The following is a 22,143-nucleotide window of genomic DNA, read 5'->3' on the forward strand; positions in this document are numbered from 1 at the left end:
CAGTATGAAGGTTTAGAGGAGGAACAGATTTGATTTTTGATGAAGCGTATTCAGGTAAGGTATTTATTATGAGCCGGGCGAGTTATGATGACGCTCAGGCGGTTATTTACGGGATGCCGATGGATTATACAGTAAGCTTTCGGCCAGGCTCTCGTTTTGGTCCGGGACGCATCCGTGAAGCATCAATTGGTTTGGAAGAATATTCTCCCTATATGGACCGCCATTTGGAGGAGGTTCGCTACCATGACGCCGGGGATATTTTATTTCCGTTTGGTAATGCGGCCAAAAGTCTTGATTTAATTGAAGGGTATATTGATCAGCTTTTAAAAGACGGCAAGTTTCCTATTGGTCTTGGCGGTGAGCATCTTGTGACCTGGCCAATCATAAAAGCTTTTCATAAAGTGTACCCCGATCTTGTGCTCATTCATATTGATGCCCATGCCGACCTAAGAGAGGAATATGAAGGAGAAACGTTATCCCATTCTACACCTGTGCGAAAAGCCTGTAACCTTATGGGGGCAGAAAATGTTTACTCCTTTGGAATTCGGTCCGGAATGCGCGAGGAATTTGAATTTGCGAAGACGTCGGGCATGACGATGGAGAAATTCGAGGTAGCCGAGCCGCTCAAAAAGCATTTGCCTAAGCTTGCTGGGAGGCCAGTCTATGTTACGATTGATATCGATGTGCTGGACCCGGCTCATGCACCTGGAACAGGGACAGCTGAAGCAGGAGGCATTACATCCAAAGAATTGCTTGAAGCGATCCAGCTTATTGCTCATTCCGATGTGAAAGTGGTGGGAGCTGACCTGGTAGAAGTGGCGCCTCCTTATGACTCAGGAGAGCAAACCTCTATCGCTGCCAGCAAGTTTGTCCGTGAATATTTACTTGGTTTTGTAAAATAAAGGCTTGTCGGTAAACCGTTAAGAAAAAAAGAGAACCTTTCAAATGCAGGAGCCACTGATGGATCGAAATGCCCATTTTAAGTGGCAATTCTTGAGGGGTTCTCTTTAATTTTTATTCTGTTGGAAGTGCCAGCAGGGTGTCTTTAAAAAGAGGCCGCTTTTCTCACATGGAAGCTTCAAAAAGTAGGCTTTTAATAGTATTTTCCGCTTAGCTAGTATAAAATATAGTCTATATACCCTAAAATCTATTTAGGGTTTGTGACGTTTGGTTGGAATCGGGTAAAAGGGAGGATTTTTGTTGTTATGAAGAAGCATTCGATGGATCGAGCGCTTCGTTTTATTCTCATCGTCACACTGCTTTCGATTCCCTTAAGTGCCATCTTTGATGGAGCAACACTTTTTATGAACCAAGTCCCTTGGTTTCTTGGTATTCTAATCGTTATTTTCATTGTCCTATTTGGTGCCTTTTTTGATATGATTGGGGTAGCAGCAGCGGCAGCGGATGAACCGCCTTTTCATGCGATGGCCTCAAAGAAAATTCACGGGGCCCGCTTTGCTATTAAGATTGTCCGAAATGCAGAGCGCGTGGCTAGTGTATGTAGCGATGTAATCGGCGATATAGCGGGTGTATTAAGCGGTGCTGTTGCACTAGCTGTGGGTGAATCAATGGCTCATAATTTTGGTGTTGAGGGTTTTCTGGATGAAGTGTTTTCAATTGCCTTAACTGTCATGGCTACAGCTTTGACAATTGGCGCGAAGGCTTGTGGGAAAACGATTGCCGTTTACTACCCAACCACCATTATTCTTTTTGCTGCCCGTATATCAGGAGATGTTTTCCAGGCTTTTTCTCGAGAGGGCCAAAAGAAAAAGACCAAGAAACGGACGAATGTATAAAAGCCAAAAATTATGGCAACGGTTTTAAGATAAGCTTAACAATTGACGAAGAGCATGAGCGGTGAGGAAGGTATTATGTTAGAAGATATCCAAGTTGCCATTGATTTTACAAGCCGAAGAAAGCATCCGAATGAGCCTGCAGAAACGATTAGGTCTTCAATGAACGGTCAATTGCAGAAAAAGGGTGCCAGTTTCTATTTGAGCTATGTTGAATCAACTCCGGAATTAGGTCAGATGACTCACATGATCAAATTAGCGGATGATCAGGCACTTATTATGCGAAAAGGAACCACTAATATGCGTCTCCCTTTAACTTTGGGAGAAGAAACCACGGGCCAGTATCAAAGTCCTGTGGGGCCATTTGTGATAGCGGCAACTATGAAAGCTTATGAATTTAACTGGGATGAAAAGACCGGGGATGTGTTAATCACTTATGTTCTCCATTTGCAAAATGAATTCGCAGGTGAATTCTCACTCCAGTTTAAGTTAAAAGCCATTTAGTGTAAGCTATATATTGGGATTGGCTTGCTCACCATTTTTTAGACTGTATTCAATAAAATGTGTAAAGAACAAGGCGAAACGCGTTTTCATTCTAATTGGTGGAGATGTGTCTTGTTGTGGGTAAGTCTCAAAACCCATTCTTTTAAAAATACAGCTATTACATAAATCACACGAACGCCTACTCGGGATAAACGGGTCGCTTTAAGGTTTGTCAGGAATACAGGAGGAATTTTGGATGACGACGATCGTCGATAAAGTAAAGCAGCAGCTAAAGCATGAAATAGGACAAGCTGTATTAGCAGCAGGTCTTGCATCAGAGGCAGAGCTCCCAGAGGTTAATTTGGAGGTGCCAAAGGAAAAATCACACGGAGACTATGCCACCAATATGGCGATGCAGCTCGCCCGCATTGCGAAAAAGGCTCCGAGGCAAATTGCTGAGGCCATCGTGGCGCATATTAATAGAGAGAAGGCCTACATAGAGCGCATCGAAATTGCCGGGCCAGGCTTTATTAATTTCTATTTGGATACTCGTTTTTTAACAGCGTTAGTACCAACTGTCCTGCATGAAGGCCATCGTTATGGTGAATTGAATGTGGGTGAAGGAAAGAGCATTCAAATTGAATTTGTTTCAGCCAATCCAACCGGAAGTCTTCACTTAGGTCATGCCCGCGGTGCGGCAGTTGGGGATGTCCTGATTCGCGTGTTAAGAAAGGCAGGCTACAAAGCATCTGCTGAGTATTATATCAATGATGCAGGGAATCAAATTGATAATCTCGCACGGTCTCTTGAAGCTCGTTATAATCAAGCCTTGGGATTTGAGCAGGAGATGCCGGAGGACGGTTATCATGGTCAAGATATTGTTCAATTCGGAAAAGAATTAGCTGAATCAGAAGGGCAATCAATTCGTGAGATGTCTGAGAAAGACCGTCTCCAATATCTCCGTGATTTCGGAGTCCAACGTTTGATTCAAGCTATTCGTAAGGACTTGCAGGATTTTCGAGTACCTTTTGATGAGTGGTTTTCGGAAACGAGTCTCTATCAATCAGGAGAAATTGATACCGTTTTGGAGAAGTTGAAGGAAGCGGGCCATACCTATGAGGAAGATGGGGCATTGTGGTTCCGTTCCACTGAATTTGGGGATGACAAGGATCGCGTTCTTGTCAAAAGTGATGGCAGTTATACGTATTTAACGCCTGATATTGCCTATCATCAAAACAAGCTAAACCGCGGTTTTGACAAGTTGATTAATGTGTGGGGCGCCGATCACCACGGTTATATTCCGCGCATGAAAGCAGCGATTGAAGCGCTTGGTTATTCCAAAGAGCGCCTAGATGTTGTTATTATCCAATTGGTAAGTCTGTTCCAAAATGGTGAGAAAGTAAAAATGAGCAAGCGGACAGGCAAAGCGGTCACCCTTCGTGAGCTCATGGAAGAAGTTGGCATTGACGCGATGCGCTACTTTTTTGCCATGCGAAGTTCGGATAGCCATTTAGATTTTGACATGGATTTAGCGGTATCGAGATCCAATGAAAATCCTGTGTTCTATGTTCAATATGCTCATGCCCGGATCTGCAGCATGCTGCGCCAAGCGGAAGCCTATTTAACGGACAAGCCTGAAGAACTTAGCTTTTCTCATTTAACATCAGAGAAGGATATCGATTTGCTTAAGAAAATTGGGGAGTTTCCTGAAGCGGTGGCCGATGCAGCCGAGCGTCTTGCCCCCCAACGGTTAACGCAATATGTGTTCGAGCTGGCATCGACACTTCACAGCTTCTATAATGCTGAAAAAGTCATTGACTCAGCGAATGAGGAAAAAACAAAAGAGCGGATCGCCTTAGTAAAAGCTGTCCAGATTACCTTGCAAAACGGTCTTGAACTGATTGGTGTTTCAGCACCCGAAAAAATGTAACGAACGATTCCAAACGCCCCTTTCCTAATTGGGGCGTTTTTTTCATGAGAATAAACCTCAAGAATTTGGAAGTCTTGGTAATAAGCTTTTAGGTAGGCTTTGATTCACAGCTTTAGTTCGTGATTAGTTTAGGTCTTTGCAACAAACACTAAGAATGGAGAAGCAATCTCCATTTTTTTAATTTATAAGGAGGTGGCACGATGCCAAAGTTTGAAACCACAGATGGAGTAAAACTTTTTTACGAGTCGGTGGGGGAAGGACAGCCTCTGATTATGATTCACCCCCCTCTAATGGGGCATGTCGTGTTCAAGAACCAAAAAGAATTGGCTGAGCATTACCGCTTAATTTTTCTTGATTTGCGCGGTCATGGGCATAGTGATCGTCATGTTCAGAATGTATCAGTGCCTCGATTAGTTGAGGACCTGAATGAGCTGTTAACTCATTTGAATTTGCAGAAAGCAGCCTTTTTGGGCTATTCAGCGGGAGGAATCATCTGCCAAGCCTTTGCCAGTCATTATCCAGAAAAGGTATCCGCCTTAATTTTGTCAGGTGGCTTTTTGAAAGTGGATTCTCTCTTGTTGGATCTGGAGTTTAGACTGGGTATGGCGCTCTTAAGATGGAAGCGAAGAGGGCTGTTGTCTAAAATCATTGCCAAATCCCATAGCCAAAACCCAAGAGAGCAACAGGAGCTTTTTGATTATGGAACAAAGAATGACCCTGGTGTTGTCGAGGCCATGTACCGTGAACTCAAGAATTATGATGGAACACAAGTGGCCTGGCACTTAGAAAATGTCCCGATCTTGTTGATGTATGGCTCCAAAAGTTATTTGAAACGCTATTCGCAGCAAATGAAAACGCAAATCGACCATGCCAAACTGGCCTACATTGATAAGGGTAATCACCAATTGCCAACTCTTTTTTCTGGGCCGTTCAACAAGATCATTGACCAATTTTTGCGGAATGATACAAAAGCTGCTTTACAATAATACAAAAAGGTCGGCTCTCACTAGATTCTCACTGAGAGTCGACCTTCCTTTTTTTTGAGCACTTTCCAAGCGGCCCTTTTCCTATATCAAAGGAATAAACGGATAACAAAGAGCGGTTTTGCTTTTTTCAATCCAGGATCGCTGTTTTAGATCATCTAGTGTGATCTCGATGGCATTCATGAGGTCATCTTTTGTCTCATTTTCAAGTTTCTGAATGAAGGATTCGTCTTCAATAATAGTGTTCATTTCCAGGTTGAGAAAGAGGCTGCGTTGGTCAAAGTTGGCCGTGCCAAGATAACCTTGTTTCCCATCAATGATGAACACCTTCGCATGGTAGAAGCCGAGATAATAATGAAAGATCCGGGCCCCATTCTCTAGAAGGGGTTCTAGGTAGTGATAGGAAATGGGCTTAACAATTGGGTGGTCTTTTTTTGCAGGCAGAAGAATGGTAATGGCAACACCTCTCTTTAGGAGTTGTAACAGAAGCTCCATAACCCGCTGAGTGGGATTGAAGTAGGGAGATCCAATAAAAATACTCTTTTCTGCTTTTTCAAGCTGTTCAACAAAAAGGTGTTCCAAAGATTTCGTTTCTGGTGTTGCCATAATATGGACAAGTGAGGAGCCTGGCTGCAGCGGTGGGAAGTAATGGGTGTTCGAAACGATGGGAGCGCCAATCGCCTTTTCCCAATCGCTTATAAAACAGTTTTGGAGGTCTATTACATTTTCGCCGGTAACACGGACGTGATAATCGCGCCAATGCCCCATATGGCTGTCTCGGCCAATGTATTCATCCCCAACATTAAATCCGCCAAAATAGCCAATGTGACCGTCGATGATGGCAAGCTTTCGATGGTTGCGGATATTAATGGATTTAAATAAAGATTGCCATTTAGGGCGCTCAGAAAATTGAAGCTCAATCCCTTCTGAACGGATCGATTTTCTAACAGACCTTGGGAGGCCATGACTGCCAATGGCATCTAACAATAATCGAACCTGAACTCCGGACTGTGCTTTTTCCTTTAAAAGGTTAATGATGGTCTTCCCAAGCGCATCCCAGCGAAAAATATAAAAAGACAGATGGATATGATCCGTTGCATGGAGAATGTCATGCTGCAGGACATCAAAAAACTGTCGTCCATCGATAAAAAGTCTCAAATCACTCCTGCGTTTTGGGGGAGGAGAGGCATGAGGTTTCGGCTTAATTTGAAGAGCCCCCTCAATGAGGAGATAAACGGCAAAAATAACCCCGACTAAGAGAACGGTAATTAAAAGGCTGATTAGTCTTATTAACATGAATGAACTCCCCTTTTGTCGTGGTAACAGATGGCGTACTAGTATTAGATTATCCGAAAGTAGGCTTAAATAATTCAATCAGGAAAAAGGAATCGTCGTTACGCTTAAAAAAGTTAGGTGTAACGAGAATATGCTATGCCCCCAAAAAGTCCGCCGATTAGAGCCAATAGTGAATCGTCGTTACGCTTAAATAAGTTAGGTGTAACGAGAGTACGCTATGACCCCGAAAAGGCCGCCGATTGGAGCCAATAGGGAATCGTCGTTACACAAAAATGAATTAGGCGTAACGAGAATGCGCTATGACTCCCAAAATTCCGCCGATTAGAGCCAATAGTGAATCGTCGTTACGCTTAAATAAGTTAGGTGTAACGAGAGTACGCTATGACCCCGAAAAGGCCGCCGATTGGAGCCAATAGGGAATCGTCGTTACACAAAAATGAATTAGGCGTAACGAGAGTACGCTATGACTCCAAAAAGCCCCTCGATTAGAGCCAATAGCGAATCGTCGTTACGCTTAAAAAAGTTAGGCGTAACGAGAGTACGCTATGCCCCAAAAAGTCCCTCGATTAGAGCCAATAAGGAATCGTCGTTACGCTTAAAAAAGTTAGGCGTAACGAGAATGCGCTATGACTCCAAAAAGCCCCTTGATTAGAGCCAATAGTGAATCGTCGTTACGCAAAAATGAATTAGGCGTAACGAGAATGTGCTATTCGCGTTGAAAGGGGTCACTTTGGGAAGTTAGACGTAACGAGATTACACTATTCGGGCTCCTAATGGCCGTTCGAAGCTAAGTGTTAAGAGGAGACGCGCTATATTGGGCTGCAAAAACATGTTGTGCCAACAAGAAGTTAATGGCACGAGCGTTCTGATCTTAGTAATGTGCTGTTTCATAAAAAATAATGAATGAGTATTCACTCAGTTTCATATTCTGTGTTATAATCCATGTAACAGAATATTAGTTGATTTCAGTTTTGTGATGGCTTACATTGTAAAGGGTAAGGGTTTTTATGGATCGAGAGATGGTTTGGAGAAATGGAAAGGAGCTGTAGGGATGATACTGCAACTGGTTAACTGGCTCATTTTTTTAATCGTGTTAGGCTACGGCATTTATTTATTTGTTCATGTTATGAAAACACGTATTGCCTTTATTAAATTAGGAAAAAAGGCAGAGTGGGACCAAACTCTTAAAGAGCGCTTGAACGCCTTTCTTATTTATGTGTTTGGTCAGCGAAAGCTGCTTAAGGATAAAAAGAGTGGGACCATACATGTCATGATGTTTTATGGCTTTATACTGGTTCAATTCGGGGCCATTGATCTTGTCTGGAAGGGGCTCGCACCAGGACATCATTTGCCGCTCGGACCGGTTTATCCTTATTTTAAGTTTTTTCAAGAAATCGTCACTCTGATGATCATTGTTGCAGTTGTATGGGCGTTTTATCGTCGTTATATTGAAAAGCTTGTGCGGCTAAAAAGAGGGTTTAAGGCGGGGCTTGTCCTCTTATTTATCGGCGGTTTGATGTTCTCTGTTTTGATGGCCAATGGACTAGAGATGATTTGGCTTGGGGATCATGCCTCTTGGTGGTCGCCGCTCGCTTCAGCAGTCGCTTATATTTTTCAAGGATTGCCCTCTCAAGCGGCTGAAATTGGTTTCTATATTTTCTGGTGGATGCACTTGTTAGTCCTTTTGAGCTTTGCTGTCTATGTTCCGCAATCTAAGCACGCGCATCTTATTTTCGGACCTGTGAATGTTTTTCTGGGACGTACCCACAAAGTAGGGCGTTTAAAGTCCATCGATTTTGAAGATGAATCGCAGGAGACTTTTGGTGTCAACCAGATCAACGAATTCCAGCAAAGTCAGCTTATTGATTTGTATGCTTGCGTTGAATGCGGGCGCTGCACAAACATGTGTCCAGCAACAGGTACCGGAAAAATGCTTTCGCCAATGGACTTGATCGTCAAATTAAGAGATCATTTAACGCAGTACGGGGCATCGGTTACCTCTCGCACGCCATGGATGCCCGCTTACGCCTTTTCTCATACGACGGCCAATCAGCTGGCCAGAAACAGTCAAATGAGTCAGGGGCAACAAGAAGCTGCCGCTGGTCAAGGCGTTCTCATGGATGGGATCATTGGCAATGTCATTACCGAAGAAGAGATTTGGGCCTGTACGACCTGCCGTAACTGTGAAGATCAGTGTCCAGTGATGAATGAGCATGTGGATAAGATCATTGACCTTCGCCGTTATCTTGTTCTTACAGAAGGAAAAATGGATGCCGATGCTCAGCGTGCCATTACGAATATTGAGCGCCAAGGCAATCCATGGGGCTTAAGCCGCAAAGAACGTGAAAACTGGCGGGAAGGCCGTGATGACATTGAAGTAAGAACGGTTAAGGAAGTTGAAAAAGCAGGGGAAACCTTCGAGTATCTCTTCTGGGTCGGCTCCATGGGGTCTTATGATAATCGCAGTCAAAAAATTGCTCAGTCTTTGGCTAAGGTGATGAATGAAGCCGGTATTTCCTTTGCCATCCTCGGCAATAAAGAAAAAAATTCTGGTGATACGCCGCGCCGGATTGGGAATGAATTCCTCTTCCAAGAGCTCGCGCAAAAGAATATTGAAGAATTCAAGAAAAATGGCGTGAAGAAAATCATTACAGCAGACCCGCATGCTTACAATACTTTTAAAAATGAATATCCGGACTTTGGTTTAGAAGATGTTGAGGTGTATCACCATACCGAACTGCTAGACAGATGGATTAAGGAAGGCAAGATCAAACCAGTTTATCCTGTGAATGAGCGAGTAACTTATCACGATTCCTGTTATCTTGGCCGCTATAATGAGGTCTATGATCCGCCGCGTGAGATTCTAAAGAGCCTCCCGGGCATTGAATTGGTCGAGATGGAACGCAACCGTGAATCAGCTATGTGCTGCGGTGCAGGCGGCGGGATGATGTGGATGGAAGAAAAGGCGGGTCAACGTGTTAACGTGGCACGCACAGAGCAGGCCATTATGGTTAATCCAACCGTCATCAGCAGTGCCTGTCCGTATTGCTTGACGATGATGAGCGATGGAACGAAAGCGAAGGAAGTAGAGGATCAAATTTCGACTTTTGATATCGTGGAACTCGTCGAACGATCCATAACACCTCCAGCAAAAGAAGACCAAGCTGTTTAGGGAAATGTATGGTATACTGAAAATTAGAAAAGGGTGGGGTGAGACGCGCGGTTGTCTGCCCCTCTTCTATGGAACTATGCCGAGCGAGCGTTCAATCAGTTAAAGGCAACCTGATCAATGGACTCTGAGCGGGCGACCCTCATGAAACGAAAACAGACTTAAATGACCGCTATTTTTTTTAATTTACTATGAAAACGCTGTCAAAATAAACTTTATATAAATTAGGAGGAATGATTTTATGACCCATTCTGTAATTGTAAGCGCAGTCAGAACCCCTTTTGGGAAGATGGGGGGCGCATTAAGTCCACTTAAGGCTGTCGATTTAGGGGGAATGGTTATTAAGGAAGCGTTGAGGCGAGCAGAATTAGCAGGAGACAAGGTCGATGAAGTCATAATGGGGATGGTGCTTCAAGGCGGTCAAGGGCAAATCCCTTCTCGTCAGGCTTCCCGCTTAGCCGGCTTGCCTTGGGAGGTTAAAACAGAAACGATTAATAAAGTCTGCGCATCCGGTTTGCGGAGTGTGACTTTAGCGGACCAAATCATTCGTGCAGGCGATGCTGCGATCATTGTTGCCGGCGGAATGGAGTCCATGTCCAATGCTCCTTATTTTCTACCAAATGCTCGCTTCGGGTACCGCATGGGTGACCAGAAAGTGATCGATTTAATGATACATGACGGTCTAACCTGCACCTTCCAAAATGTTCATATGGGGATATATGGAAGCGAGACAGCCGCGAAGTACGGAATTACAAGGGAAGACCAGGATGCCTGGGCGTATAGAAGTCATCAGTTAGCTTCGAGAGCGATTGATCAAGGGATTTTTAAAGACGAAATTTTAGCTGTTGAAGTTCCACAGAGAAAAGGGGAATGCTTGACAGTCGATACGGATGAGGCGGTGCGCCGCGATACAACGCTTGAGAAGCTGCTAGCTCTAAAACCAGCCTTCAGCCCGGATGGAACGGTCACAGCAGGAAATGCACCAGGAATTAATGATGGAGCCGGTGCCCTAGTGGTCATGGATGAACAGGCCGCTGAAAGACAGGGGAAGGAGATCCTAGCGACGATCTTAGCCCACGAAGCTATTGCCGTTGAAGCTAAGGACTTCCCTGAAACACCTGGGCTAGTCATCAATCAGTTGTTAAAGAAAGCGGGTAGAAAAGTCGAGGACATTGATTTATTTGAAATTAATGAAGCCTTTGCGGCTGTCGCTTTAGCCAGCAACAAAATAGCAGAGCTTGATCCTGATAAAGTGAATGTAAATGGAGGAGCCGTTGCGCTTGGACATCCAATCGGGGCAAGCGGTGCTCGAATCCTCACAACACTTATATATGAGCTTAAGCGCCGGGGAGGCGGACTAGGAATTGCCGCTATCTGCAGCGGAGGCGGGCAAGGGGACGCGATCCTCGTCCAAGTCTAAGGCTTTTATAAAAGTTATAAATATACAAAGGTAGATTTTAAAGGGGGATGTAACATGAGTCAATCGATTAGTACGGTAATGGTCATTGGTGCGGGCCAGATGGGTTCTGGAATTGCCCAAGTAGCAGCAGCTTCCGGGTATGTCGTCATGCTTTTTGATACCAATCGGGAAGCCTTGGAAAAAGGAATGGCGGGCATTGCGTCTCGGTTAGCTCGTCAGGTTGAGAAAGGACGACTCAGTGAGGCAGACAGGCAATGCACATTAGCCCGGCTTACAAAGGTCAATAGTTTATCAGCCTGTAAAGATGCGGACTTAGTCATCGAGGCCGTTGTAGAAAATATGGAGGTCAAAACGTCGATTTTTAAGGAGCTTGATTCACTGGCACCTGCTCATGTGATCCTTGCTTCCAACACATCCTCATTGCCTATTACAGAAATCGCCGCGGTCACCAATCGTCCTGAACAAGTCATCGGCATGCATTTTATGAATCCGGTTCCGGTCATGCCATTAATTGAAGTCATTCGCGGTCTGCAAACGTCTGACGAAACGTATGAAATCATTAATGAAGCAGCGGCAAAATTAAACAAAACAGCGGTTCTAGTCAATGATTTTCCGGGCTTTGTTTCCAATCGAATATTGATGCCTATGATAAACGAAGCGATCTATACGGTTTATGAAGGGGTGGCAACGCCAGAAGCGGTCGACCAAGTGATGAAGCTCGGCATGAATCACCCAATGGGCCCACTGACTTTGGCTGATTTTATCGGTCTTGATACGTGTTTATATATTATGGAAGTACTCCAGGACGGATTTGGCGATGATAAATATCGCCCTTGCCCGTTGTTAAGAAAGTACGTCAAAGCAGGCTGGCTTGGAAAGAAAACGGGAAAAGGCTTCTACACCTATTCCTAAATACTTCCACGGGCATTAAAACGAAATTCATAAGAGGGCGGGTGCTAGCATGCATTTTCTCTTTACCGATGAACAAAACATGATGCGTCGCATGGTTCAGGAGTTTGCCAAAAAGGAAGTTGAGCCAGAGATTCCGAGAATGGAGAAAGAGGACCGTTTCCCAATCGAATTGGTAAAGAAAATGGGGGCGTTAGGTCTTATGGGGATTCCTGTCCCTGAAAAGTTTGGCGGCTCAGAGATGGATTTTATCTCATATATCATTGCCATTCATGAGCTCTCAAAAGTCAGTCCTGTTCTTGGGGTGATTCTCTCCGTTCATACTTCGGTCGGCACGTTTCCCATTCTTAATTTTGGAACGGTGGAGCAGAAACAACGGTTCATTCCTAAGCTTGCTTCCGGAGAGGCTATCGGGGCTTTTGCTTTGACAGAATCAGGAGCAGGATCAGATGCCGCCCATCTCCAAACACGAGCGGTTCGAGAGGGAAATGACTATTTGTTGAATGGCTCCAAGCTGTTTATTACGAACGGTGGAGAAGCGGATATCTTTATTGTTTTTGCCAAAACGAACGCCTCATTAGGTCATAAAGGGATCACGGGGTTTATCGTTGAGAAAGGCACCCCGGGATTCACTCATGGAAAAGCGGAACGAAAGATGGGTTTGCACGGCTCAAGCACGGTTCCTTTACAGTTTGAAAATGCCCGTGTACCGGTAGCCAATCGTTTGGGAGAAGAGGGCCAAGGCTTTCAAATTGCGATGGCTAACCTGAACAAAGGACGTATTGGCATAGCTGCTCAGGCGCTAGGCATTGCAGAAGGCGCTTTTGAGCATGCACGCACGTATGCGAATCGAAGAAAACAATTTGGCAAACCGATTGCCTCCCAACAAGCCATTGCTTTTAAATTGGCGGATATGGCCACCCGGATCGAGGCCGCCAAGCTTCTTGTCTATCAAGCAGCCGATCTCGTCAACCGCAACCAAGCTTGTACGAAAGAGGCCTCTATGGCTAAGCTTTGGGCCTCCAGGACGGCTGTCAAAACAGCAATAGAGGCTGTCCAAGTTTTTGGCGGTTACGGTTATACAGAGGAATACCCTGTCGAGCGTTATTTCCGCGATGCTAAGGTGACGGAAATTTATGAAGGCACGTCCGAGATCCAGCACATCGTTATTTCAAAACAACTATTAAATTAGCAAAAGGGGACTAACACAATGAATTTTAAATTAAGTGAAGAACATGACATGCTTCGCAAAATGGTCCGTGAGTTTGCGATTAAGGAAGTTGAGCCAACCGCCGCAGAGCGTGATGAAGAAGAGCGCTATGACCACTCTATTTTTGAAAAGATGGCGGAGCTTGGTCTGGCAGGTATCCCATGGGCTGAAGACTACGGCGGAATAGGCGCGGATTATCTCAGTTACTGCATAGCGGTTGAGGAACTCTCCCGGGTAGACGCTTCAATAGGCGTGCTCCTCTCTGCTCATACGTCACTTGCCAGCTGGCCGTTAAATAAGTTTGGTAATGAAGAGCAGAAACAGACCTATCTTCGTCCCCTTGCCTTAGGAGAAAAAATCGGGGCATACGGTTTGACGGAGCCGGGTTCAGGCTCAGATGCAGGCGGCATGAGGACAACAGCCAAGCGTGACGGAGACGATTATGTGATAAACGGCAATAAAATTTTTATTACAAATGGTGAAATAGCAGATATCTATATTGTGTTTGCGCTGACTGACCCTGAAAGCAAGCACAAAGGAACAACCGCCTTCATTATTGAAAAAGGAACCCCTGGCTTCTCTTTTGGAAAAAAAGAAAAGAAATTAGGCATTCGTTCCTCCCCAACTCTTGAATTAATCTTCGAGGATTGTCGCGTCCCTGCAAAAAATGTTTTGGGGAATGTCGGGGATGGCTTCAAAATTGCAATGATGACACTCGATGGCGGCCGAAACGGGATTGCCGCCCAAGCGGTTGGGATTGCCCAAGGTGCTTTAGACAAGGCAGTCGACTATGCAAAGGAACGCAAGCAATTCGGCAAACCTATTGGAAGCAACCAGGCTATTGCCTTTAAGCTGGCAGACATGGCCACAAAGATTGAGGCAGCCCGTCTATTAACCTATCAAGCCGCCTGGCTCGAAACTCAAGGCCTCCCATATGGCAAAGCTTCTGCTATGTCGAAGCTCTTTGCTGGAGACATCGCCATGGAAGTGACAACGGAAGCCGTGCAAATTTTTGGCGGATACGGCTACACAAAGGATTACCCAGTCGAACGCTACATGCGCGACGCCAAAATCACCCAAATATACGAAGGCACCAATGAAATCCAGCGCCTCGTCATTTCTCGGTACCTATTAAAAGACTGACTAAAACGTGTTAAAACCAAGGGTTGCCCTGGATCCCAAGGGTTGCCCAAGATCCAAGAAAGTTGGCCAAAAATCTGAGAAGGTGGCCGCAAAATCCGAGAAGGTCGGCCAAAAATCATAGAAGCTCACTCAAAAATCGAAGAAGCTCGATCCCAAGTCCAAAGTCAGGTCCAAAATCCAAGAAGGTCAGCCAAAAATCCGAGAAGGTGGCCGCAAAATCCGAGAAGGTCGGCCAAAAATCATAGAAGCTCACTCAAAAATCGAAGAAGCTCGATCCCAAGTCCAAAGTCAGGTCCAAAATCCGAGAAGGTCACCCAAAAATCATAGAAGGTGGCCGCAAAATCCGAGAAGGTCGGCCAAAAATCATAGAAGCTCACTCAAAAATCGAAGAAGGTCGATCCCAAGTCCAAAGTCAGATCCAAAATCCAAGAAGGTCTGCCAAAAATCTGAGAAGGTGGCCGCAAAATCCGAGAAGGTCGGCCAAAAATCATAGAAGCTCACTCAAAAATCCGAGAAGCTCGATCCCAAGTCCAAAGTCAGGTCCAAAATCCAAGAAGGTCAGCCAAAAATCCAAGAAGGTGGCCGCAAAATCCGAAGGTCGGCCAAAAATCATAGAAGCTCACTCAAAAATCGAAGAAGGTCGATCCCAAGTCCAAAGTCAGGTCCAAAATCCAAGAAGGTCAGCCAAAAATCCAAGAAGGTGGCCGCAAAATCCGAGAAGGTCGGCCAAAAATCATAGAAGCTCACTCAAAAATCGAAGAAGGTCGATCCCAAGTCCAAAGTCAGGTCCAAAATCCGAGAAGCTCAATCCAAGTCTCAGCCTCCCCAAAAATCCTAAAGTGAAGGGAGTGAATAATAGTATGGCGCAAAAAAATGTGGAGACGCAGGTCAAGGATGAAGAATTGATTCGCAAGCGGCGCAGTCAGCTTGTGCAGGCGGCTGTAAAACTTTTTACTGAAAAGGGGTTTCATAGAACGACGACCCGTGAAATTGCCAAGGCATCGGGCTTCAGTATTGGAACGCTGTATGAATATATTCGCTCGAAAGAAGATGCCCTCTATTTAGTTTGTGATGATATCTATACTCAATTTAGTGATCGTCTAAGGGATAGTATCGTCTTAAAAGAGGATGGGCTTTCAAGTCTAAAAGAGGCTATTGAGGCTTGTATTGACATGATGAATGACATGCAGGATGAGGTCTTAGTCATGTATCAAGAGGCTAAGTCTTTATCCAAGGATGCCCTCCCTTATGTGTTGAATAAAGAAAATGAAATGGCCTCATTTTTTGGAGATATTTTAGATTATTGTGTGGAATGCAAGGTCTTTCAATTGAGTGAGAAGGAAAAGACGTTGATTTCTCACCAAATCCTTGTCCAATGCCAAATGTGGGCGTTTCGCCGCTGGAGCCTGCATAGGGAGATGACGCTTGAAGAATTTAAGACGATTCAGGTCAAAACGATTTTTAACGGGTTACAAGCCTTCCGTCCTACAGGAACACCTGAACGTTCGAACACGGCCTTTTTATCGAGTTAATCAAAAATTAATAACGTTAAATTTAAGGAAATGGAGGGAAAGGTATGAGTCATGCTTTATATCAGCCTAAGCACCATGTGCGTTTTGTGACAGCCTCTAGCCTCTTTGATGGACACGATGCCTCGATTAACATTATGAGGCGCATTTTGCAGCAAGGCGGAGCGGAAGTCATTCATCTTGGGCATAACCGGAGCGTAGAGGAAGTCGTAAATGCCGCGATCCAAGAAGATGTTCAAGGGATCGCCATTTCATCTTATCAAGGCGGCCATATCGATTATTTTAAATACATGTACGACTTGCTTAAGGAACGCGGAGCCTCTCATATTCGCATATATGGGGGAGGCGGAGGGGTCATTATCCCGAAGGAAATCAGAGAGCTTCATGAGTATGGAATTGCCCGCATTTTTTCACCTGATGATGGGCGTGAACTCGGACTGGAAGGCATGATTAGTATCATGCTCAAAGACTGTGATTTCCCCACCGTAACAGACGTCACCGATGAGGTTGAGAGGACCAAAAAAGGCGATGTGTCCGCTCTGGCGCGACTCATCACGATTGCGGAAAATAGCCCTGAGCTTCTAGAAAAGTTGGAAGAGAAAGAAGCGGCCACTATTCCCGTGCTTGGCATTACGGGGACTGGAGGCGCTGGTAAGAGCTCGTTAACCGACGAACTCGTCCGCCGTTTCATTCGGACGTATCCAACAAAAAGGATTGCCATTCTTTCCATCGACCCAACGAAACAAAAAACGGGCGGGGCACTGCTCGGCGACAGAATCCGGATGAATGCCATCAATCATCCGAATGTGTTTATGCGTTCGATGGCGACCCGACAATCTAAATCAGAGTTATCGAATGCGATTCGTGAGGCTATTCAAGTAACGAAGCTTGCCCCATTTGATCTAATTGTAATTGAAACGAGCGGAATCGGCCAAGGGGATGCGGAAATCACGGATATTTCTGATGTGGCGATGTATGTGATGACGAGTGAGTACGGTGCTCCCTCCCAGCTTGAAAAAATTGACATGATTGATTTTGCCGATCTTATTTGTATAAATAAGTTTGATCGAAAAGGTTCGGAGGATGCGCTCCGAGATGTCAGTAAGCAATATCAGCGCAGTCACCTCTTGTTTAACCATCAGCCAAGCGAGATGCCAGTCTATGGTACGATTGCCAGTCAGTTTAATGATGCCGGAACGAATCGGTTGTTTGCAGCGCTTATGGAAATCATTAGGGAAAAGACGAAGAATGAGGATTGGGTAGTGCCGCATCAAGAGGACTTCAAAGTAAAAAAAGAAAGCGTTATTATTCCGCCAAACAGAACGAACTATCTGAATGATATCGTCCGTACGATAGTCGACTATAAAGCCTTTGTGCAGGAACAAGCCCGATTGGCCCGCCGCGCTTACCAAGTAAAAGGAACGCTTGAGGCGCTAAAAGAAGAAAGAGAGGTGGATCAGGGAGAACTCGCTGTACTCGAGCGTTATCAATGCAAATGGTGGGATCTCCTCCATGAGGATTCCAAAAAGATCCTTGAGAATTGGGATGACCTGAAGGAACAATACGCACAGGACCAATTAACTACTGTGGTACGCGGGAAAGAAATTGTAACAGAGCTTAAAACAAAAAGCTTATCAGGTCTCGCTATTCCGAAAGTCACTTTACCTAAATACCAAGATTGGGGCGACCTATTGACTTGGGTATACACAGAAAATGTCCCAGGCTCTTTTCCGTTTACAGCAGGCGTCTTCCCGTTTAAGAGAAAGGGTGAGGACCCAAAGCGCCAATTTGCTGGTGAAGGGACACCCGAGCGGACGAATCGCCGTTTTCATTACTTGTCAAAGGATGATCCGGCGAAACGCTTGAGCACAGCTTTTGACTCCGTTACTTTATATGGTGAAGACCCTGCCCGCCGACCTGATATTTACGGGAAGGTTGGAGAAAGTGGTGTCAGTGTCTGTACGCTTGATGATATGAAGAAGCTTTATGAGGGGTTCGATTTGTGTGCGCCGTCCACCTCGGTCTCCATGACAATTAATGGTCCTGCCCCAATTATTCTCGCCATGTTTATGAACACGGCTATTGATCAACAGCTTGAGAAATTTGAGGCAGAAGAGGGACGAAAACCGACTCCGGATGAGGCAAAAGAGATAATAGAATGGACGCTCCGAACGGTTCGTGGAACGGTTCAAGCGGATATTTTAAAAGAGGATCAGGGGCAAAACACCTGCATCTTCTCGACTGAGTTTGCTCTGCGGATGATGGGGGATATCCAGCAATATTTCATCGATCATGCCGTACGAAACTATTATTCGGTATCTATCTCCGGTTACCATATTGCAGAAGCAGGAGCAAACCCTATTTCGCAGCTCGCCTTCACACTTGCGAACGGATTTACGTATGTCGAATATTATTTAAGCCGAGGAATGAAAATTGACGACTTTGCACCTAATCTCTCCTTCTTTTTCTCTAACGGATTAGACCCAGAGTATACGGTTATTGGCCGCGTAGCCAGGAGAATATGGGCTACGGTCATGAAAAACAAGTATGGTGCAAACGAGCGGAGTCAAAAATTAAAGTACCATACACAAACCTCCGGCCGCTCCCTTCACGCACAAGAAATTGATTTTAATGATATCCGAACAACGCTTCAAGCGCTGATGGCAATCTTTGATAACTGTAACTCCCTTCATACCAATTCTTATGATGAGGCGATTACAACGCCATCTGAGGAATCGGTTCGCCGAGCGATGGCTATTCAAATGATTATTACCAAGGAACTCGGCTGGTCGAAAAATGAGAATCCACTCCAAGGTTCCTTTATCATTGAAGAGCTGACGGACTTAGTTGAAGAAGCGGTTCTCGCTGAATTTGACCGGATCAATTCGCGCGGCGGTGTTTTGGGAGCGATGGAAGTGATGTACCAGCGCGGGAAAATTCAAGAGGAATCTATGCATTATGAAATGCAAAAGCATTCGGGAGAGCTCCCTATCATCGGTGTGAATACTTATTTGAATCCCAATCCGCCAAAAGAGGAAGAACTCGACTTACAACTCGCTCGTGCGACCCGTGAGGAAAAAGAGCAGCAAATTGCTAATTTGGAGGCGTTTAAAGAAGCGCACATAGAAGAGGCAAGTAGAGCTCTAGAGCGTCTTAAGGAAGCGGCGCTTAATGGTGACAATATTTTTGAAGAGCTGATGAACACTGTAAGGGTGGCAAGCCTTGGTCAAATTACCCATGCACTTTATGAAGTGGGCGGACAATACCGACGAAATATGTAATAAGAAACAGGCAAGTGCCCTGGATAGACGAAAATGACACTCTTAAAGGTTACCGAGAAACGCGAAAAGGACTTCAAGCCATTTTTCTCAGTGATGCAGTATCAATTAACATTCCGTCCTGATAAATTGAAGTGACGTCTAATGCCTAATCGCGAATTCGGGGTCGCCGCCTTCAAGCGCCGAAGAAGACATGCACTGAATCCTCGGGTTAAAGGCTTGAGTGAGCCATGACGCGTCATGAGCGGGATGCTATTATGACTTAAAACAGACGGGAGAGCTTGACTCTCCCTTTTCCTGTTATATAATATACCCTCTAAAGGGAGTTTTTTAGTTTCGGTAACGTTCAGAGCAAGTTGGTTTTTGCTTGGCCTTGGTAGATAAAACTTGAAGAAACGATTTTTTTCGAAAAAAGCCGAAAAAAGTCGGAGGGTTTTTGCCAAAAATGGGGATTAGTATTTGCACTTGCGTCTGAAAGTTTATATAGTAGAGATTAGGATTTCTAAAACGTTCGATTAGTGATTGTTCGAAGGAGTGGGAGCATATGACACACCACGTGTCCGAAAAACCAATCTTAGAAAAAGTATATGAGTTGTTATCCAACGGGAAGCAACCAAGAACTTTTTATGAATTAATTGATGAAGTAGTAGATGAGAAGCTCCAAGGTGAAGGTCGTGCCGAATACTTGGCGCGTCTATATACGAATATGAATCTTGATGGTCGCTTTTTGAGCATCGGTGAAAACTTCTGGGGATTGCGTGCCTGGTATCCAGTCGAGCAGCGTACAGAAGAAGCAGCAGCCAAAATTGCAACAAAACGCAAGCGTCGTAAGGATGACGATGATTATGGCTTCGATGGTTTTGAAGACGACTACGATGATATCGATGACGATCTAGATGTTGACCTTTATGATGATGATGAGGACGATGATAGTGATGACGACGATCTCTTCGATGACGATTCAGACGATTCCTTTGATGAAGATGACGACTTCGTTGATGATGACGATGCAGAACTTGAAGACGACGACCTCGATGATGAGGACGAGGATGACGATGAAGAGTTGTTTGAAGATGATGAGGAAGATAATAAAGATTAAACTGTCTATTGCTATTCATCCTGTTCTTTGGTAAAATGGCATTTGGGCTAATGATTTTAATCCATTAGTGATTATAAATATAGACACCTACAAGTGGCCCCTCATTTAGTGAGGGTGTCACTTTTTTATTTGTTTTTTGACAATTTTAAGTCTTATATCGTGCATCAGAACAATCACTGGTTAACCGAAGATCAAAGTTTTGCTTAAGCGATGTCTTCCTATTGACTGCACCGAGATTTAGGCTTTATTGTAATGGAATTTGAACATACTAATTTTTAAAGGGGGAAACATTGTGGCAAAGTATATTTTTGTGACCGGTGGGGTTGTGTCATCTTTGGGGAAAGGGATTACGGCGGCTTCACTTGGTCGATTGCTCAAAAACAGAGGACTTAGTGTCACGATTCAAAAGTTCGATCCATATATCAACGTAGACCCAGGAACCATGAGTCCCTATCAGCATGGGGAAGTCTTTGTAACCGATGATGGAGCTGAAACGGACCTTGACTTGGGTCACTATGAGCGTTTTATTGATATTAATCTTAGTAAAAACAGCAATGTGACAACGGGTAAGATCTATTCCTCGGTTATTCGAAAAGAACGCCGCGGGGATTATCTTGGGGGAACGGTTCAAGTTATCCCTCATATCACGAATGAAATTAAGGATCGTGTCTTTCGGGCCGCTCGTGAAACACATGCTGATGTCATTATCACTGAGATTGGCGGAACGGTTGGGGATATTGAAAGCCTTCCTTTCCTAGAAGCTATTCGCCAAATCAAAAGTGATGTAGGCCGTGATAACGTCTTGTACGTTCACTGTACATTAATTCCATACTTAAAAGCAGCCGGCGAAATGAAGACAAAGCCGACACAGCATAGTGTCAAAGAACTTCGAAGCTTAGGGATTCAACCAAATGTGATCGTCGTTCGAACAGAAACGGAAATCTCACAGGACATGAAAGATAAGATTGCTTTATTCTGCGATATCGATTCTAAAGCAGTTATTGAATGCCGAGATGCGGAAACACTGTATCAAATTCCGCTTGACTTGCAGGCTCAGCACTTTGATGACATCGTTTTAAACCACTTGAAAATTCAAGCGCCTGAAGCTGACATGATGGAATGGTCGAAGCTGGTTGACCGTGTCCTAAATTTAAGCAAAACGGTAAAAATTGCGCTTGTCGGTAAATATGTCGAGCTCCAAGATGCCTATCTCTCTGTTGCTGAAGCTTTGCGCCATGCGGGTTTTGAATTTGATGCGGATGTCAAAATCAAGTGGATCAATTCTGAAAAGGTAACAGAGGGTAATGTCGAAAAACTTCTCGATGATGTCGATGGGATCTTGGTTCCAGGCGGTTTTGGAGACCGGGGAATTGAAGGTAAAATCTTAGCCATTCGTTATGCGCGCGAAAACAAAGTGCCGTTCTTAGGGATCTGTTTAGGTATGCAGCTCGCTTCAATTGAGTTTGCTCGGAATGTCCTAGGACTTGAAGGAGCACATACTGCTGAAATCAAACCAGAGACACCTTATCCAATTATTGATTTATTGCCAGAGCAAAAAGAAATAGAGGATATGGGAGGAACACTTCGTTTAGGCCTTTATCCATGCCGCATTGAAGAAGGCACGAAGGCTTATGAAGCTTACGGTGAGCCGGTGATCTATGAAAGACACCGTCATCGCTATGAATTTAACAATGAATATCGCGAGGAAATGGAGAAACACGGATTTCTGTTCTCAGGGACAAGTCCTGATGGTCGTCTCGTAGAAATTATTGAAGTAAAGGACCACCCTTGGTTCGTGGCTTCGCAATTTCATCCTGAATTCAAATCACGTCCAACCCGACCACAGCCTCTATTCCTGAATTTTGTTGAAGCATCGTTAAAGCCCATTACTGTAAAATAAA

The 22,143-nt window shown here is 44.7% G+C and carries 16 protein-coding genes; 15 read left to right on the forward strand and 1 reads right to left on the reverse strand.

The window, feature by feature from the left end:
* The first annotated feature begins 29 nt into the window (after positions 1-29).
* From speB to PU629_RS01595, 5 genes are all read left to right on the forward strand, one after another.
* Complete coding sequence (gene speB / locus PU629_RS01575; protein WP_275282512.1) at positions 30-902, forward strand: agmatinase; 873 nt, start codon at positions 30-32, stop codon at positions 900-902.
* A 303-nt stretch (positions 903-1,205) separates the two neighbouring features.
* On the forward strand, positions 1,206-1,796 hold the full coding sequence (locus PU629_RS01580) for a CNNM metal transporter family protein (RefSeq protein ID WP_275282513.1): 591 nt from the start codon (positions 1,206-1,208) through the stop codon (positions 1,794-1,796).
* A 75-nt stretch (positions 1,797-1,871) separates the two neighbouring features.
* Positions 1,872-2,297 carry a YwiB family protein gene (locus tag PU629_RS01585; RefSeq protein ID WP_275282514.1) on the forward strand — a complete coding sequence of 142 codons (426 nt, stop codon included), beginning with the start codon at positions 1,872-1,874 and terminating at the stop codon, positions 2,295-2,297.
* A gap of 235 nt (positions 2,298-2,532) precedes the next feature.
* Positions 2,533-4,206: an arginine--tRNA ligase gene (argS, locus tag PU629_RS01590; RefSeq protein ID WP_275282515.1), complete on the forward strand. Its 1,674-nt coding sequence runs from the start codon at positions 2,533-2,535 to the stop codon at positions 4,204-4,206.
* 200 nt (positions 4,207-4,406) lie between these two features.
* Positions 4,407-5,192 carry an alpha/beta fold hydrolase gene (locus PU629_RS01595; protein WP_275282516.1) on the forward strand — a complete coding sequence of 262 codons (786 nt, stop codon included), beginning with the start codon at positions 4,407-4,409 and terminating at the stop codon, positions 5,190-5,192.
* 81 nt (positions 5,193-5,273) lie between these two features.
* Here PU629_RS01595 and cls read toward each other — a convergent pair whose 3' ends face one another.
* The gene (gene cls, locus PU629_RS01600; RefSeq protein WP_275282517.1) at positions 5,274-6,485 is read right to left on the reverse strand and encodes a cardiolipin synthase; all 1,212 of its coding nucleotides are present in this window, start codon (positions 6,483-6,485) and stop codon (positions 5,274-5,276) included.
* A gap of 463 nt (positions 6,486-6,948) precedes the next feature.
* On the opposite strand from cls, the gene PU629_RS01605 reads away from it, so the two are divergent.
* The 10 genes from PU629_RS01605 to PU629_RS01650 all read left to right on the forward strand — a co-directional run bounded on the left by PU629_RS01605 (position 6,949) and on the right by PU629_RS01650 (position 22,142).
* Positions 6,949-7,137, forward strand: a complete 189-nt coding sequence (locus PU629_RS01605; RefSeq protein ID WP_275282518.1) for a hypothetical protein — start codon at positions 6,949-6,951, stop codon at positions 7,135-7,137.
* A 399-nt stretch (positions 7,138-7,536) separates the two neighbouring features.
* A complete protein-coding gene (locus PU629_RS01610; RefSeq protein WP_275282519.1) occupies positions 7,537-9,657 on the forward strand; it encodes a (Fe-S)-binding protein in 2,121 nt (706 codons plus the stop codon).
* Positions 9,658-9,895: 238 nt separating this feature from the next.
* On the forward strand, positions 9,896-11,074 hold the full coding sequence (locus tag PU629_RS01615; protein ID WP_275282520.1) for an acetyl-CoA C-acetyltransferase: 1,179 nt from the start codon (positions 9,896-9,898) through the stop codon (positions 11,072-11,074).
* 54 nt (positions 11,075-11,128) lie between these two features.
* Positions 11,129-11,986 (forward strand): 3-hydroxybutyryl-CoA dehydrogenase, encoded by an 858-nt coding sequence (locus PU629_RS01620; protein ID WP_275282521.1) that lies wholly within the window; start codon positions 11,129-11,131, stop codon positions 11,984-11,986.
* A 49-nt stretch (positions 11,987-12,035) separates the two neighbouring features.
* Positions 12,036-13,175, forward strand: coding sequence for an acyl-CoA dehydrogenase (locus PU629_RS01625; RefSeq protein WP_275282522.1), 1,140 nt, complete (start codon positions 12,036-12,038; stop codon positions 13,173-13,175).
* Between the two features lie 18 nt (positions 13,176-13,193).
* Positions 13,194-14,336, forward strand: a complete 1,143-nt coding sequence (locus PU629_RS01630; protein ID WP_275282523.1) for an acyl-CoA dehydrogenase — start codon at positions 13,194-13,196, stop codon at positions 14,334-14,336.
* An 860-nt stretch (positions 14,337-15,196) separates the two neighbouring features.
* Positions 15,197-15,868 carry a TetR/AcrR family transcriptional regulator gene (locus PU629_RS01635; protein ID WP_275282524.1) on the forward strand — a complete coding sequence of 224 codons (672 nt, stop codon included), beginning with the start codon at positions 15,197-15,199 and terminating at the stop codon, positions 15,866-15,868.
* A gap of 44 nt (positions 15,869-15,912) precedes the next feature.
* Positions 15,913-19,146, forward strand: coding sequence for a fused isobutyryl-CoA mutase/GTPase IcmF (gene icmF / locus PU629_RS01640; protein ID WP_275282525.1), 3,234 nt, complete (start codon positions 15,913-15,915; stop codon positions 19,144-19,146).
* 541 nt (positions 19,147-19,687) lie between these two features.
* The gene (gene rpoE / locus PU629_RS01645; RefSeq protein WP_275282526.1) at positions 19,688-20,242 is read left to right on the forward strand and encodes a DNA-directed RNA polymerase subunit delta; all 555 of its coding nucleotides are present in this window, start codon (positions 19,688-19,690) and stop codon (positions 20,240-20,242) included.
* Between the two features lie 292 nt (positions 20,243-20,534).
* Positions 20,535-22,142, forward strand: coding sequence for a CTP synthase (locus PU629_RS01650; protein ID WP_275282527.1), 1,608 nt, complete (start codon positions 20,535-20,537; stop codon positions 22,140-22,142).
* The last annotated feature ends 1 nt before the right edge of the window (position 22,143 follow it).

Source organism: Pullulanibacillus sp. KACC 23026, assembly GCF_029094525.1.
Classification (GTDB): domain Bacteria; phylum Bacillota; class Bacilli; order Bacillales; family Sporolactobacillaceae; genus KACC-23026.